We start from the raw sequence: 15,230 nt of genomic DNA on the forward strand, positions 1-15,230 counted from the left end.
GCAAGTTATATAGTAAAATACACTGCTGCACGTTTAGTAATGCCCCAATTTAGTTACTTAGGTTTAGCCCTTTTCGGTGCATAAAAAATATGCAGGGCTCACTTATAGCAATAACTTGGTTTTTACTATTAAAAAGCTTTAATTGTAGTGTGTGCTCACCACGTTCTACATCTCTTATTGCAAAGGTTGAACTGTCACTGGCTGGGCCATGTGCTTTGCCATCAATAAAAAGTTGTATAGTAAAACCAGTTTCAAAGCGCGGTTTTATTCGGCTAGTAACATAAACAGTGCCGGTATTTTCACGAATAGTCTGGTTATGATCAGGTGAGGAAATGGCAATACTAAAGCCCGCTTGTTGAGGCTGGGGTTGCTCGTCAAAAATGTCAGTATTTGTTGCAGGCATATTAAGATCTTGGCTGGTAAGCTTTACCTCTTTAGCACCTTTATGAGGGGTGTCAGAGAACACTAATACGCCATTTTTATCTTTCCAAGCGTATATCTTTGTTTCACCAGCGTAACCATAATTGCTTAATCCTAAAGCAATTAATAGTAATAAAATCTTGTTGTTCACTCTGCAGCCCTGCATTTTTGTCGGTAACTTAACTTTAGTGGAGATTGATTAATTTTACCATTAAAAAAGCCCGCAAAGCGGGCTTGAGAACACACATATTTTATACAGCTAAATTAACAGCTGTAGTACATTTCAAACTCAACTGGGTGAGTTGTCATGTTAAGCTTTTCAACTTCTTTAGATTTAAGTTCGATGTAAGCATCGATTAAGTCATCAGTGAATACACCACCTTGAGTTAAGAATTCACGGTCTGCGCTAAGTGCAGATAGTGCTTCGTCAAGTGATGCTGCAACAGTTGGGATTTCTGCTGCTTCTTCAGCTGGTAAGTCGTATAAATCTTTATCCATAGCATCGCCAGGGTGGATCTTGTTTTTGATACCATCAAGGCCAGCCATAAGCATTGCTGAGAAAGCAAGGTATGGGTTAGCTGTTGGATCTGGGAAGCGTACTTCAATACGACGACCTTTTTCAGATGGAACCACTGGGATACGGATTGATGCAGAACGGTTACGTGCAGAGTATGCAAGCATAACTGGTGCTTCAAAACCTGGTACTAAACGTTTGTACGAGTTAGTAGAGGCATTTGCAAAAGCGTTAATTGCTTTAGCATGCTTGATGATACCGCCAATGTAGTAAAGCGCATCTTCAGAAAGGCCGCCGTACTTATCACCAGCAAAAAGGTTTACACCATCTTTAGCAAGTGACTGGTGACAATGCATACCAGAACCGTTATCACCAACAACAGGCTTAGGCATAAACGTTGCTGTTTTACCGTATAAGTGAGCCATGTTATGGATAACATATTTCATTTCTTGGATTTCATCCGCTTTTAATACCATTGTATTAAAGCGAGTAGCAATCTCGTTTTGACCTGCTGTTGCAACTTCGTGGTGATGTGCTTCTACTACTTGGCCCATTTCTTCTAGAACTAGACACGTAGCTGAACGCCAATCTTGGAAGTCATCAACAGGAGCAACTGGGAAGTAACCGCCTTTAATACCTGGACGGTGACCTGTGTTGCCATCTGCATATTCTTTATCTGAGTTCCAAGCAGCTTGCTTAGAATCAATTTTGTACATAGAACCAGACATATCTGATTTGTATTTAACGTCGTCAAATACGAAAAACTCTGGCTCAGGGCCAAATAAAACTGTATCTGCAATACCTGTAGAGCGCATGTAATCTTCAGCACGCTTAGCAACAGAACGCGGGTCGCGCTCATAACCTTGAAGCGTTGAAGGCTCTACTACGTCACAACGTACGATTAATGTTGATTCTTCAGTGAAAGGGTCTAGTTTGATTGATTCAGCAACTGGCATTAATACCATGTCTGATTCGTTTATGCCTTTCCAGCCTGCAATTGAAGAACCGTCAAACATTTTACCGTCTTCAAAAAAGTCTTCATCAACTTGGTGATGAGGAATAGATACATGTTGTTCTTTACCCTTAGTGTCAGTAAAGCGTAAATCAATGAACTTAACGTCATTTTCTTTAATAAAATCTAAAACCGATTGTGACATGTGTCCTCCAACTATTGGGTTTTGTTATTGCTGCATAATTGCTTTGGGATTTACTAAGCTGATTTTGTGCCATTTTTATAACTAGCTGTTTATAAATTAAAAAAATATCGTTGCATCAAAATGGAATGTACAAACGCACTATGTTGGTGCGTAAATTTTCCTTTTTGGTGCAAAATTTACAGGGCACAATTTGCTGCTAATTTAATCGCTCGGAAATAGCATAACCTAAATGCAAAAGAGTACCAAAAAGATCAGCAAAATAGCCAAAAAGGCTGTTTTTCAAAAAAAATTTGAAATTTAATTCATATAATTGTCATATATAAAACAGATACTTAGTAAAAGTATTGAGAAAGTTTTGAAATTTATATTGGATAAACTTTCATCCATGTCATTAATGAGGGATAATATGCGCCCTTTTAAATCCTATGCTGGGACATCTCGCGAAAGCGTGGATGAGTGCGTAGATCTTGCAGGATCAATGAGAATTTAATTTCTCTGAGTAAATATATGAGCATCGAACAGTTAAGAAATATAGCGATTATCGCGCACGTTGACCATGGTAAAACAACACTGGTTGACAAACTACTTGAGCAATCAGGTACATTAGAAACACGCGGCGGTAACGAAGAGCGCGTGATGGACTCAAACGACATTGAGAAAGAACGTGGTATTACCATTTTGGCTAAAAACACAGCCATTTCTTGGAATGACTACCATATCAATATCGTAGATACCCCGGGACACGCCGATTTCGGTGGTGAAGTTGAACGCGTACTTTCGATGGCTGACTCAGTATTATTACTTGTTGATGCTCAAGAAGGTCCAATGCCGCAAACGCGTTTCGTTACGCAAAAAGCATTCGCGCAAGGCTTAAAGCCAATCGTCGTTATCAATAAAATTGATAAGCCAGGCGCTCGTCCAGATTGGGTTATGGATCAAATCTTTGATTTATTCGACAACCTTGGCGCGACTGACGAACAGTTAGACTTTAAAGTAATCTACGCTTCAGCAATCAACGGTTGGGCAACACTAGATTTAGACGAACCATCAGACAACATGGAACCTATGTTCAAGATGATCGTTGAAGAAGTATCACCACCGGATGCAGATCCTGAAGGTGACTTCCAAATGCAAATTTCTCAACTAGATTACAACTCTTATGTTGGTGTAGTTGGTATTGGTCGTATTAAACGTGGTTCTGTTGCTCCTAACCAACAAGTTACTATTATCAGTGCTGATGGCACTACACGTAATGGTAAAATTGGTGCAGTACAAAGCTACCTAGGTCTTGAGCGTATCGAAACTGATAGAGCTTACGCTGGTAACATCGTAACTGTAACAGGTATTGGTGAGCTTAAGATTTCTGATACAGTTTGTTTCCCAGGAAACGTTGAAGCATTACCACCACTAAGTGTTGATGAGCCAACTGTAACAATGACATTCTCTGTAAATAACTCACCTTTCTGTGGTAAAGAAGGTAAGTTTGTAACGTCACGTAATATCCGTGAGCGTTTAGACAAAGAATTAGTACACAACGTAGCACTTCGCGTTGAAGATACTGCAAGCCCAGATAGCTTCCGTGTTTCTGGTCGTGGTGAATTACACCTAGGTATCTTAATCGAAAACATGCGTCGTGAAGGTTACGAGCTTTCAGTTTCTCGTCCAGAAGTTATCCTACGTACTGTAGATGGCGTTCTAGAAGAACCGTTTGAAACAGTGACTATTGACTGTCAAGAAGAGCATCAAGGTTCTGTTATGGAACAAGTTGGCCTACGTAAAGGTGAACTTACTAACATGACTCCAGATGGCAAAGGCCGTATGCGTTTAGACTTCATGATCCCAAGCCGTGGTTTAATTGGTTTCCAAACTGATTTCATGACGCTTACTTCGGGTTCTGGTCTTATGTACCATACGTTCGATCATTATGGTCCTCATAAAGGTGGCGCTATCGGTGTTCGTAAGAACGGCGTAATGATTGCAAATGCAACTGGTAAAGCACTTACTAACGCATTATTTAACTTACAAGAGCGCGGCCGTTTATTCATCGGTCACGGTGTTGAAGTATACGAAGGTATGGTTATCGGTATTCATAACCGTGATAACGACCTTACAGTTAACGCCCTTAAAGGCAAGCAGTTAACTAACGTACGTGCATCTGGTACTGATGAAGCGCAAACGCTTTCTCCGCACCTTAACTACTCACTTGAGCAAGCGCTTGAGTTCATCGATGATGACGAGCTAGTTGAAGTTACTCCACTAAACATTCGTATCCGTAAGAAACACCTTACAGAAAACGAACGTAAACGTGCGGGTCGTGCACCTAAGTCATAATCTATTAATTTAGAATAATGATTTTAAAAGCCGCTGTATTGAAAAATATAGCGGCTTTTTTGTGGATGAAAATAAGAGCTGTTAGCTATAGTCGTCAGTTGAAAGTATTTAGTTCAAAATTATATGACTACTGTTTTGAGATGAAATTTCCATAATATATTTACCTCTAAAAGCGCAGCGCCTCTTATACCTCTTTGTGAATAATTTACTTAAAGATCTTTTGCACAAGGAGAAGGGAATGAGAAGAGAAAGAGAGAGCTGAAACAGCCGATAATGCAAAGTAGCTGCGTTTGTTGGTGGGCTTTTTTCGTTGGGTTTCGCTTCGCTCAACCCAACATACGTGTTCAATTATTTTATTGGTAGCTACTTACTTTTTAGGAAGTAGGGTTATTTTGCCAAATACGTCGGCATCTATAAAACCACGGTTTCTGTCGCCATTTACTGGTTGTACTTCGTGTGAGCCCATAAAGTGCTCGCGCACGTCACTGCCATCGTTATCGCAATACGCTAACATAAAGCCGATCACTTGCTTTTCGCTAAGTGTAAGTGGCGTGTTTTTAACCCCTTCTTTATAATCATTAGGGTAGAGTTTTATTGCTACTTCCCAGGTAATGTTAAAAGGTGCGGTGGTGTTGCGCTTCCAGTTACTGACTAGGTGGTCGGTGTACAAATGGGCTTTTTTATCAGGTCCGTAATCGGCAGCTTGGTTATCAAGGCCAATGTGGTACGCCAAAGCGGTGTGATTAAATTGATGATTACCACCCGATGCATCGCTATCAATAAATACTTCAAGCGCATCGTCATCCCAATATTTATAGGTTGGATCTGCATGTGTATCTATTAAAACATCATCCACAATGTCGGCTTGTAGGTATAAATAGTTTTGATCCCACAATAAACGATAACGCCCTTTAAAGTCGGCATCGTTTGATGGCAGTGTGCCATCCATTAAATAAGGCATGTCGTGCCAAGCGGCTTTATCCCATGCGCTTTCTGATACGCCATCAACAGTAATTGGAGTTGATGTATGTTCAACATCAATAGCCATTGCTGGCGTGCTTAATAAAAAGCTTAAGGCGAGTGCTAATTTCTTCATTAATCTCTCAATTTTATTGTCGATTTGTCTTAATGTAATAACAATCTTAAAACAGCTAAGTAAATAGTTACAGTGAAATACTTTCGCCTTCGTTTAAAATATACAGCGGTACTGTTGAATCCATTTTATTGTACATATGCAATAAGCGAAGTAAGGCTGAATGACTGGTGTGGTCGCCCATTTTCCAACTTGAGTTACCGTATCCCCACGGTATCATTACTTTGCAGTTAAGCTCTTGTGCTGCGTTGAGCGCGTCTTCTGGTGTGGTATGCACGTAACGGTACCAGTTAGGATCGTCTTTACTGTAGTAAGAAGCGATTGGTATTAAGCACACATCTATATCGCCATATTTTTGCTGTATGTCTTTAAAGTGTTTTGAGTAGCCTGTATCGCCTGCAAAAAATAAGGTGCTACCGTTTTGTTCAAGCAGCCAGCCATTCCATAAGTCTTTATTGTTATCTTCGTAAATAAAGGGCACTAATACGCGAGCGCTAAAATGATGAGCTGGCACGGCGTTAATAACTAAGTCGTCAATGTTGGTTGTTGAGTACCATGGCATTTCGGTAATGTTAAAACCGCCGGTAGGGAAGTTGTCGGCCATCCCGAGTGGTGTTAAATAGCGAGGTTTATTGCCAATGCTTTGTATATCGGCTTTATTAAAATGATCGTAATGAATATGCGAATACATTACCGCATCAATATTTTCCAGTTCTTGCTCACTAGGCCAAGCGCCTGCTTTACGATAAATACCACCACCAAGTTTAAAGCCAAGCGCAACTGGAGAATCGAACTGATTTTTTACCGGATCAAACAGCACACTTTGACCATTTGGGGCATTAATTATAAAACTAGCGTGGCCAAGCCAGCGAACAGTATAGCCAGTGTTAAGCTGGGGCTTAGTTTGTTTACCCTGATACTGGCAGTTTTCACTGCCTGTTTTACATAGTAAGTCTGGGTGGGCTGGGTAGCAGTTTTCAGTACAGGTAGTGGGATATGTTTTTTCACCTGTGTATAAATTTTTATAACGGCCGTTCTTATCATTAATAACAACAACTGAGTCAGAGCTGGTAATACGATTAATATTATTAGGTGCACCGCAGGCCGTTAATATACATAAGAGCGTTGTTGCGATTAAAAAGCGTTTCATTGTAAATCCCTTTTAGTATTCCCTTTAACATAAAAAAGCCTGCAATTAAGCAGGCTTGTTAAAGTAACAAATGATTAGCCAGCGCTATTCATTTGCTCAATAAATTTATTTGAATCGGCAATCGATTTGTTCATGTCGTTCATCAACAATTGAATATCGCGCTTAAGGTTAGTGAATTCACCTTTAATAGCCGATACCGCTTGTGCATTTAAGTTATGCTTTAAGTATAAAACGTTATCATGAAGCGAGGTTAATACTGGCTCCATTTTACTCTCTGCGCTGCGCATTGAGCGTAATAGCTGATCAAATTGACGCTTAGTCGCGGTTAGCTTTTTGCTGCTTTCACGCTTAAGTGATGCGCTTTTGTATTGCTCTAGCTCATCGCTCCACTCATCAAACAGAGCTTCTGCCACGTCTTCTACTTTATTGATGTTAGTTGAGACTTCGTTAGCGGCATTTAAGCTCGACTCGTAATCGTCGTTTAATTGATTGTAAGTGTCTTGTAGTTCGCCACCATTAAAATCGATTAGAGTCGTTAAGCGCTCTAATGCCGATTTAAATTCTTCTTGTGACTCTTGCTGAGAGTCTTTGGTTTCTTCTACGCGGTCAATAAGAATATCGCGTTTGTGAACACCCACTTTTTCCATCGCAGAATAATAAGCTGATTGGCAGCCAGTTAAAGTAAGTGTTACTACAAGCATTGAAACACTGAGTAATGTTTGTTTTTTCATTTGAATTCCTGTTTACGAGCGTTAGTGCTGTAAATTATGGCGCTGATTGTTATTATAATCAAAACTATATAAGCACAAGTCAATTGTATGAATGATAAGCTCTCACATTACAAACAGCAAGTTAAGTCCTTTATACGCCAGCAGCCTGGTTGGTGGATGCAGTATTTTAATCGTTGTATAGACGATCAGATAACGGTTAATGCAGGTTACCTTGCTTACGTAACCCTTCTTTCTTTAGTGCCATTAATTGCGGTGGGTGTTGCTATATTTTCAGCTTTTCCGGGCTTTGAATCTACTCGCATGGAAATTGAGAGCTTTTTGTTTACCAACTTTGTCCCTACCTCTACCGATGTTATTAGAGAGCACATTAGCTCCTTTGCCGGTAACGCTAATCAAATGACGGCGGTAGGTATTGGCTTTTTAGCTGCAATAGCCTTGCTGTTAATACGTAATGTAGATGCCACACTAAATCGAATTTGGCGAATTAAGAAAAAACGCCCAATGATGATCTCATTTGCTGTGTACTGGATGGTTTTGAGCTTAGGGCCTGTATTACTCGGAGCGAGTATTGGTGTTACCTCTTATATTGTATCTTTGGTATCGTTTGCTGATCAGGGTATTCCTGGGTTTAGCGGGTTTTTGTTAAAGTTATTGCCGTATGGGATTTCGATGGTGGGCTTTATTATGCTCTACACCTTAGTGCCTAATACGCGTGTATCGTTCAGAGCGGCAATACCTGGCGCTTTTTTTGCGGCACTTTTATTTGAGCTGACTAAAAAAGGGTTTGCACTTTATATTAGCCATTTTCCTTCGTACGAAGTTATTTACGGCGCAGTAGCAACCATTCCTATTTTGTTTGTATGGGTGTATTTGTCGTGGGTGGTTGTTTTGCTTGGTGCTGAATTTACTGCGTGTATTAGCCCAAATGATATTCCAGAAACACCAGAACTTGAACTAGAAGATGATGAACCAGCAGTAAAGGACACAGTTTAAATGCAAGGTTTAATACAACGCGTAAAGCATGCCAAAGTAGAAATTAACAACCAAGTAGTAGGTGAAATTAGCCAAGGTATATTGTTGTTGCTGGGCGTTGAAAAGCACGACGATACGCAAACGGCCGATAAGCTTTTACACAAGGTAAGTAATTATCGTATTTTTACTGACGAAAACGACAAAATGAACTTAAGCCTTAAAGATATTAAAGGTGAGTTACTGGTGGTTTCGCAATTTACGCTAGCGGCTGATACTAAAAAGGGTATGCGCCCTAGTTTTTCATCTGCGGCAACGCCAAGCCAAGCTAACGAGCTTTACGAATACTTTGTAGCTCAAGCTAAAGAGTTGGGGCTTACAATAGCCACAGGTGAGTTTGGTGCCGATATGCAAGTAAGCTTGTGTAACGATGGGCCCGTTACGTTTAACTTATCTGTTTAAACTTTTTTAGTAACCACGACAATATGATTTACATAGCCCGTAATTTTTTGCGGGCTAATGTTACAACCAAATACATCGAGTAATAGCTGTTGAAGTTGTTTTAATTGCGACTCATGCTGCGATAAAAAGTTAATAAATAGCACACCATTGTTATTTAAAGCCGAGTAAATTTTTTTATAAAATGCCTCTTCAAATAAAAATCGAGGTGCATCTATCTGGCTAAACAAATCTAAAATAATCCAATCAATATTTTGCGCACTTTTTAAAATCTGTTGCGCATCGGCACACAGCAGTTGCTCATTCTTATTTGACGAAAAAAATTGGGTATAGCAATCAATAATATCGGCGTTTTTTTCAACCGATGTTATTTTTGCTTTAGGGTATTTGTGTTGTAAATAATTACGAATTGCTCCGCCGCCGAGGCCGAGTTCTAACACTTTTTGTGGCGGCTTAAGAGCCTGCCAGTGCTTACCTAGGCATAATAAGTGTGGAAAAAGTAATAAATCCGGGTTATTTAAATCAATAACAGATTGAAGAGTGTCGTTAATCAGTAACCAGCGTAACGGCTCGTGCTCACGTACTTGAATGTGATCGCCACTGCATTTATGCCAATAGATTAACTGACCAACGCTGTGGCTATTTTCAATAAATTGATCGCCCAGCAAACCCGTCAGTGAATTTATATAATTGATTTTTTCCATCATATTCTCAGCATAAACTAGCAACGTTAAAGCGCAATGGCCTTTGCCATTATTTTTTACGTTATTTTACAGCCATCACCAAAGTCGTATTTGCAGTTTTTTTAAGATGGAGTATGGTATTTGCCATAAATAATACCAACGGACTTAATTATTTAAGCTTTTTAGTTTGGTAGATAATCAATACTATTAGTATAGCGCCGTAGCCTTTTTTGACTTTTATTTACGGCTTATATAACAACAGGAGTATGTATGTTTCAGGTAAGCACCCCACAAAGTAGCGAAGATTGGCAAGCGTATTACCAATTGCGTTGGCAGGTATTACGCGCGCCTTGGGGCGAGCCACGTGGCTCTGAACAAGACGATATGGAACAAGACTCTGAGCACCGCTTTATAAAAAATAAAGAAGGTGAAGTGCTAGGTGTAGCACGTTTGCACTTTAACAATCATGAGCAAGCACAAGTGCGCTATATGGCGGTTGCAGAGGGTAATCGTAACCAGCATATTGGTAGTCGCTTACTGCACGAGCTTGAAAAAATTGCATGGGTTCAAAACGCAGGTGAGCTTGTATTGTTTGCACGCGAACGAGCGCTTGAATTTTATAAACGCCACGGTTACGAATTAAAAGAAAAAGCGCACTTAGCGTATGGCGATGTTCAACACTTTAAAATGGTAAAGCAAAAACCGTCTGAGCCAGGTTGGTTTCGTCACCCTAATTGGACGCAAGTACTACAAAATACGTGGCGTGAGTCTATTCCAATTAGTGACGCGATGGGGATTAAGGTAGAAAGCTATACCGATTGGCAATTTACAACCAGCGCCGACCTAGACGCTAACTTAAACCTACATAACACTATGTTTGCAGGTTCTATTTATAGCTTGGCCACGCTAACAGGTTGGGGCGCTACGTACTTAGCACTTAAAGAAGCTGGGCTTGAAGGTAATATTGTATTAGCCGATGCTAACATTAAGTACTTAAAACCGCTTACTACCGACCCACGTGGTTGTGTTGATATACAAACCTGTAAGGGCAAGTTAAGCGATTTAGAAACCGACGGTAAAGCAAGTTACGTCGTGCCAGTAACTATTTACGATGGTGATAACGTGGTTGCAGAATTTGAAGGGCAGTTTGTAGTAAAAAAATAACTGTTTAGCTGCTCTAAACACAAAAAAGCCAAGCAATGCTTGGCTTTTTTGTGCGTAAAACTTAGGGAAGTATTACAGCAAATCGGTTAATAATATACCGACACCAATACGTTCTACATCCGCATTGTAATCAATTAAGCTTTCGCCATAACCGTTAAAGTATTGTGCATAACCACGAACGCGACCCCATAAAGGAAACGACCAGTCGAGTTGAATTGCACCACGATTATCTGAATTTAAATTGTTACGTGTCATAAAGCTAAATTCATGGTCATGAAAACGATACGCGCCGCTAAACTCAAAGTAACCCATGTATTTATATATGTCTGGGTTGTCGTCGCCATTGGCTTCTAAAATATCTTCTTTTTCGTCCTCAGCTATTCGGTACCAAGGTTTAAAGCTAAAAACAAAGCCTCTGTTTTCCCAGATAAAGTCTGCATAAATACGGTTCCACGAACGCGAGTTTGGTTGGCTTCGACCATTTGATTGATGCGAAATACCTAATGCGATTGCCATTTCGTCGCCCCATAATACGTTTTCTGGGTCGAGGTAATTTATCCAAAATATCTCTGGTTCGTAGTTTGTTTCACGAAATGGAGATGAAATTTCTGAGTTATAAATTTGCCAATATGATTGCAGTGTAAAGCCAAAAAATATGGCTTGGTCTTTATCCGAAAAATCATCGTAAAGAGGCACTTTTATCGATAGCTGATATTTTGCTTCTAGGTTGTCGAGCGGTTCACCGTCGTTGTCGTCGGTTAGTGCATCAAAGCCATCAAATGGGCGATCGTTTGGGTGTGATACGTACGAAAGCGGTAAAATATAGTTACGCTTATGTGGCGTAATTACATTTCTATTTTTTTTACCTACTTCTTCACGAGCTTGGCGTTTATCAAGCGCGGTAAGTTGTTTATTTTCTTCAAGAGCTGAACACTTTTTACGAAGATCATCTAATGTCTGTTTACCATCCCCGCCAATTACCTCATTTAAAATACACTGTTTTACAAGCTCGATGTCGTTATCTTGCTCGTTTGTAGCAACTTCTTCTTGTGCGAAGGTAGCGGTACTAATTAAAGCAGAAAGAGTTATCCAGTGGCGCCAGCTCATTGTAATTCCTTGTGAGTTTGGGTTGTTGTATGCGTTAATTTAATTATAACGTCTTTTTACATATGTAACGGTGAACTTTTACTGAATTTTCATTTATAACAAGGTCTATACGTATACAAAGTAAATATAGATCAAAAGAAAAGCGGCCTAAGCCGCTTTTCTAATGCAAATTAACTATTTTAGTTAATTTATACCAATTTTATTAAAAACATGATCATTCTAGCGTATTAAATAACTCACTAACTACGTTAAAAATTATTTATATAGAACAACTATGTACCATAATTTTAGCCTTGTTATTAAGCTATTTCCTTATCGCTATAATAGATCACTAATTTAATGCAATTGGTATTACTCTCACGCAATGAGAAGGGTGAGCTAAAGCTCAAATATGTTAGTAAAAAACTTATAAAGCTCGGTACCTTGATTAACACTCGCTGAGGCAAAGTGCAAAATAGCAATTGCATCGCAATCAAGAGTAAGTGTTTGCAATGGTTGCTCACTTAAGTAGCGCTCCATGCGTAAAATATTGGCAATAGGCTCACCAGCTTTAATGTGCCCGCCAAGTGGAGCTAAGTATTCAACCATGCCGCCAATAGGGGCATAATAGGCAAAGTAGTCATCTAAGTTACATGCATAACGAGTGATATTAGCTGGCGTATGCGGTGCGTTTTGTAATACGCCTTTGTGATTTAAGTAACTTAAAATGCTGTTTGCATCGTTTAATGCTTCTTTTAAGTCTATTTTTTCTTGGCTGCCTAGCTCTACAGTAAATGCTTCTACAGGTATTGATAATTCGCGACCTTGTCCGCTAAGTGCATCACTTAAATGCCACCATGGGCAAAAGTTAGCTTCATCCATAGCGCCGTCAAAATCACTAGGAATAAGCAATACATGTTCAATATTAAAGTAACGTGCGCTGTCGGTTGCATAGCTTGGGCAGTACAGATGCTTGCTTGAAATAGGGCCTGTGTGTAAATCGAGTACTATATCAGCCTGATGAGCGAGCTTTTGTAAGTTAAGCGCAATGCGTTTACCCGTATTGAGTAAATAAGCAGGGCCGTGAAGTTTGCTGTCTACTTCGTCAATAAGTGCCTTTTTGAAGTTACTTTTTAATGTAGCGTCGTCATACTGAGTATGATTTTGTGCAAACTGTGTCACTAAATTTTTATTGTAGTGATACATGCGATTCCAATTAGTGCCCGTAATCGGATCGAACCTGCCAAGGGTAAACTCGCCAGATTTTTGATTACAACCAATCGGATTTGCATAAGGTACAAGGGTAATATCGCCACTAAGGTTAAGGTGTTTTAATTGCTCAAGCAGCTGAAAAATAACTGCGTTACCTTGCACTTCAGCGCCATGCATATTGGCCTGAATGTAAACACTTGGCCCTGTGCCATCGCCTTTTAAACGATACACAGGAATTGTAAGCGGTAAGCCGTTTGCAACTTCCCCTACTACAATGTTCTCTTGGCTAATGTGTGTTGTATTACTCATACTTGTTACCTTAAATAATGGCTGGCATTTTCGGCTTGGCGAACACAGGTAAGTGTACCGTTTTGCAAGGTGTACTCAGCAGCTAGCTCATGGCATAAAAAATACGGCATACTTTCGGTAAAGCCGTAAGCACCGCATTGGCTAAACACTAGCCAGTCGTGCTCATTTAAATCGCTTGGTAAGTTATGTTCACCCAAGCAATCAAGCGCTGTACAAAGTGGGCCATATAAAGTGACCGCTTGAGTTTTAGCACTGGATTCACGCAGTAATGCAGCAGGAAAGTCTTGGCTGGTAACAGCAGGGCGTAATAAGTGATTTATACCGCCGCTTAAAATTACTTGTTCTTGATTGTAGTTTTGTTTGCGCTCTACTACTGGGTTTGCGTAATGACCGCATTCGCCAACGGCATAGCGACCAAGTTCCATCCATAATTCTTCTACACCCGCATCATTTTTAATTTTAGCGAGCGCAGCAATTAAGTCATCCCAATCAAGTGTTGCTTCGTTTTGTGTATAAGGAATACCTAAGCCGCCGCCTAAATCGAGAATCTTAAGGCTAATATTTAAATCGCTGGCAAGTTGGCTAAGAGGTGCAATCATTTGTGACCACAAGCCGCTTAGTTTTTGCGTGCTAAGCATGTTGCCCCACTGAAAGATATGCAGGCCGTCAAATTTAAGCGCAGGGTAGTCAGCTACATTGAGTGCTTGCCATTCATTACAACCCAAACCAAACGGCGTAAGGCTGTCGCCGCCCAGTGGGTTTTTTTCACCTTCAGGCCAACGTAATTGTACACGCAGTAATACTTGTAACTGCGTATTTTGTAATTGTGCTTGTTGGTTTAACCAACGTACTTGATTGAGGCTTTCGGCTACGAATATACGCACGCCGCGCTCAATAAAGTGTTTAATTTGTTTAGGGCTTTTTGCAGGCCCTGTGTTGAGCACGCGCTGTGAGCTAATACCTTGTGCGAGTACTTGCTCAAGCTCACCTTTACTTGCTACGTCAAAATTAAAACCAGCGTTGTCTAAGCTTTGAATAATTTTAGACAATGGATTTGCTTTTACCGCGTACCATAGTTTTACGTCGGTTTGCGCAACTAAACGCGCAAGATGCGTGTTTAGTTTATCTAAGTCGTAAACAAAAAAAGGTGTATCAAGTTGTTGTGTAATAGTATTTACAGCGGTTTTGATAGGCGTGCTCAAAAAGCTCATTATCGTAAAACCTCTTCAAGCAATAACGATGCATCGCTTTTCTCGTCGCGGTATTTAACTATTAACGCACACGACATGCTTAGGCCTTGCTCGCGCGCCCATTCGTTTGACGCAGGGCGAGAGCCTGGTATTACAATCGCGTACTCTGGGATTGGCTCGCCTTTATCAAGTTGGCGCTCGTTTACGCAGTCGTATACTGGAATAGTTGCTGATAAACGCACGCCTGGGGCAAGTACTGCGCCTTTTTTAATGACTACGCCTTCAACAATAATACAGCCTGCACCAATAAAGGCGTCGTCTTCTACAACTACTGGGCTTGCACCGATTGGCTCAAGTACACCACCAAGCTGAACTGCAGCACTTAAATGTACGTTTTTACCTACTTGTGCACAAGAACCCACTAATGCGTGGCTATCTACCATTGTGCCTTCGTCGATATATGCACCAATGTTTACATACGCTGGTGGCATAATAATCGTGCCTTTAGCAACATAAGCACCACGGCGAACACTTGAGCCACCTGGTACCATACGAACGCCATCATCAGTACTAAATTCTTGCGGAGCTAAGTTATGTTTATCAACAAAGCCGCCTGCAAACTCAGTATTAGTGCCATTTTTAAAGGCTTCTAAAATGCCTTGCTTTACTTCTACGTTAGCTTGCCATTGGCCGCTTTCGTTTTGTGATGCTGCGCGTACTGCGCCCGATTCTAAATTATTTAATAGTTCTAACCAGCTCATT

General features: G+C 40.3%; 14 protein-coding genes. 4 read left to right on the top strand and 10 right to left on the bottom strand.

Annotated features, from left to right (window positions below; genetic code table 11):
- Positions 1–49 precede the first annotated feature (49 nt).
- Positions 50–571, bottom strand: a complete 522-nt coding sequence (locus JG479_RS00790; RefSeq protein ID WP_138489940.1) for a DUF4124 domain-containing protein — start codon at positions 569–571, stop codon at positions 50–52.
- A gap of 113 nt (positions 572–684) precedes the next feature.
- Positions 685–2,091, bottom strand: a complete 1,407-nt coding sequence (gene glnA, locus JG479_RS00795) for a glutamate--ammonia ligase (protein WP_002961121.1) — start codon at positions 2,089–2,091, stop codon at positions 685–687.
- A 507-nt stretch (positions 2,092–2,598) separates the two neighbouring features.
- On the opposite strand from glnA, the gene typA reads away from it, so the two are divergent.
- Positions 2,599–4,422 carry a translational GTPase TypA gene (gene typA, locus JG479_RS00800; RefSeq protein WP_002961123.1) on the top strand — a complete coding sequence of 608 codons (1,824 nt, stop codon included), beginning with the start codon at positions 2,599–2,601 and terminating at the stop codon, positions 4,420–4,422.
- A 367-nt stretch (positions 4,423–4,789) separates the two neighbouring features.
- On the opposite strand, the gene JG479_RS00805 is transcribed toward typA, so the two are convergent.
- From JG479_RS00805 to JG479_RS00815, 3 genes are all read right to left on the bottom strand, one after another.
- A complete protein-coding gene (locus JG479_RS00805) occupies positions 4,790–5,518 on the bottom strand; it encodes a CBM9 family sugar-binding protein (RefSeq protein ID WP_200219735.1) in 729 nt (242 codons plus the stop codon).
- 67 nt (positions 5,519–5,585) lie between these two features.
- Positions 5,586–6,665, bottom strand: a complete 1,080-nt coding sequence (locus tag JG479_RS00810) for an MBL fold metallo-hydrolase (RefSeq protein WP_200219736.1) — start codon at positions 6,663–6,665, stop codon at positions 5,586–5,588.
- Positions 6,666–6,739: 74 nt separating this feature from the next.
- The gene (locus JG479_RS00815) at positions 6,740–7,396 is read right to left on the bottom strand and encodes a DUF2959 domain-containing protein (RefSeq protein ID WP_002961128.1); all 657 of its coding nucleotides are present in this window, start codon (positions 7,394–7,396) and stop codon (positions 6,740–6,742) included.
- A gap of 87 nt (positions 7,397–7,483) precedes the next feature.
- On the opposite strand from JG479_RS00815, the gene JG479_RS00820 reads away from it, so the two are divergent.
- Complete coding sequence (locus tag JG479_RS00820; protein WP_002961130.1) at positions 7,484–8,389, top strand: virulence factor BrkB family protein; 906 nt, start codon at positions 7,484–7,486, stop codon at positions 8,387–8,389.
- Positions 8,390–8,827, top strand: coding sequence for a D-aminoacyl-tRNA deacylase (dtd, locus tag JG479_RS00825; RefSeq protein ID WP_024597209.1), 438 nt, complete (start codon positions 8,390–8,392; stop codon positions 8,825–8,827).
- Here dtd and JG479_RS00830 read toward each other — a convergent pair.
- A complete protein-coding gene (locus tag JG479_RS00830; protein WP_200219737.1) occupies positions 8,824–9,531 on the bottom strand; it encodes a spermidine synthase in 708 nt (235 codons plus the stop codon). The two genes, dtd and JG479_RS00830, sit on opposite strands and share 4 nt — an antisense overlap.
- Positions 9,532–9,777: 246 nt before the next feature.
- Between JG479_RS00830 and JG479_RS00835 the strand changes: the two genes are divergently transcribed.
- On the top strand, positions 9,778–10,671 hold the full coding sequence (locus JG479_RS00835) for a bifunctional GNAT family N-acetyltransferase/hotdog fold thioesterase (RefSeq protein ID WP_002961136.1): 894 nt from the start codon (positions 9,778–9,780) through the stop codon (positions 10,669–10,671).
- 72 nt (positions 10,672–10,743) lie between these two features.
- On the opposite strand, the gene JG479_RS00840 is transcribed toward JG479_RS00835, so the two are convergent.
- The 4 genes from JG479_RS00840 to JG479_RS00855 form a co-directional block, all read right to left on the bottom strand.
- Entirely contained in the window at positions 10,744–11,778 is a 1,035-nt protein-coding gene (locus tag JG479_RS00840) for a phospholipase A (protein WP_002958796.1), read from the bottom strand.
- Positions 11,779–12,156: 378 nt separating this feature from the next.
- The gene (locus JG479_RS00845) at positions 12,157–13,278 is read right to left on the bottom strand and encodes a succinylglutamate desuccinylase/aspartoacylase family protein (RefSeq protein ID WP_200219738.1); all 1,122 of its coding nucleotides are present in this window, start codon (positions 13,276–13,278) and stop codon (positions 12,157–12,159) included.
- Positions 13,279–13,283: 5 nt separating this feature from the next.
- Positions 13,284–14,489, bottom strand: a complete 1,206-nt coding sequence (locus tag JG479_RS00850) for a PLP-dependent decarboxylase (protein ID WP_200219739.1) — start codon at positions 14,487–14,489, stop codon at positions 13,284–13,286.
- Complete coding sequence (locus JG479_RS00855) at positions 14,489–15,229, bottom strand: 2,3,4,5-tetrahydropyridine-2,6-dicarboxylate N-succinyltransferase (RefSeq protein ID WP_002958799.1); 741 nt, start codon at positions 15,227–15,229, stop codon at positions 14,489–14,491. The genes JG479_RS00850 and JG479_RS00855 overlap by 1 nt, the downstream gene beginning before the upstream one ends.
- Position 15,230 lies beyond the last annotated feature (1 nt).

Origin of the sequence: Pseudoalteromonas sp. LC2018020214, from assembly GCF_016598755.1 — a bacterium.
Classification (GTDB): Bacteria; Pseudomonadota; Gammaproteobacteria; order Enterobacterales; family Alteromonadaceae; genus Pseudoalteromonas; species Pseudoalteromonas distincta.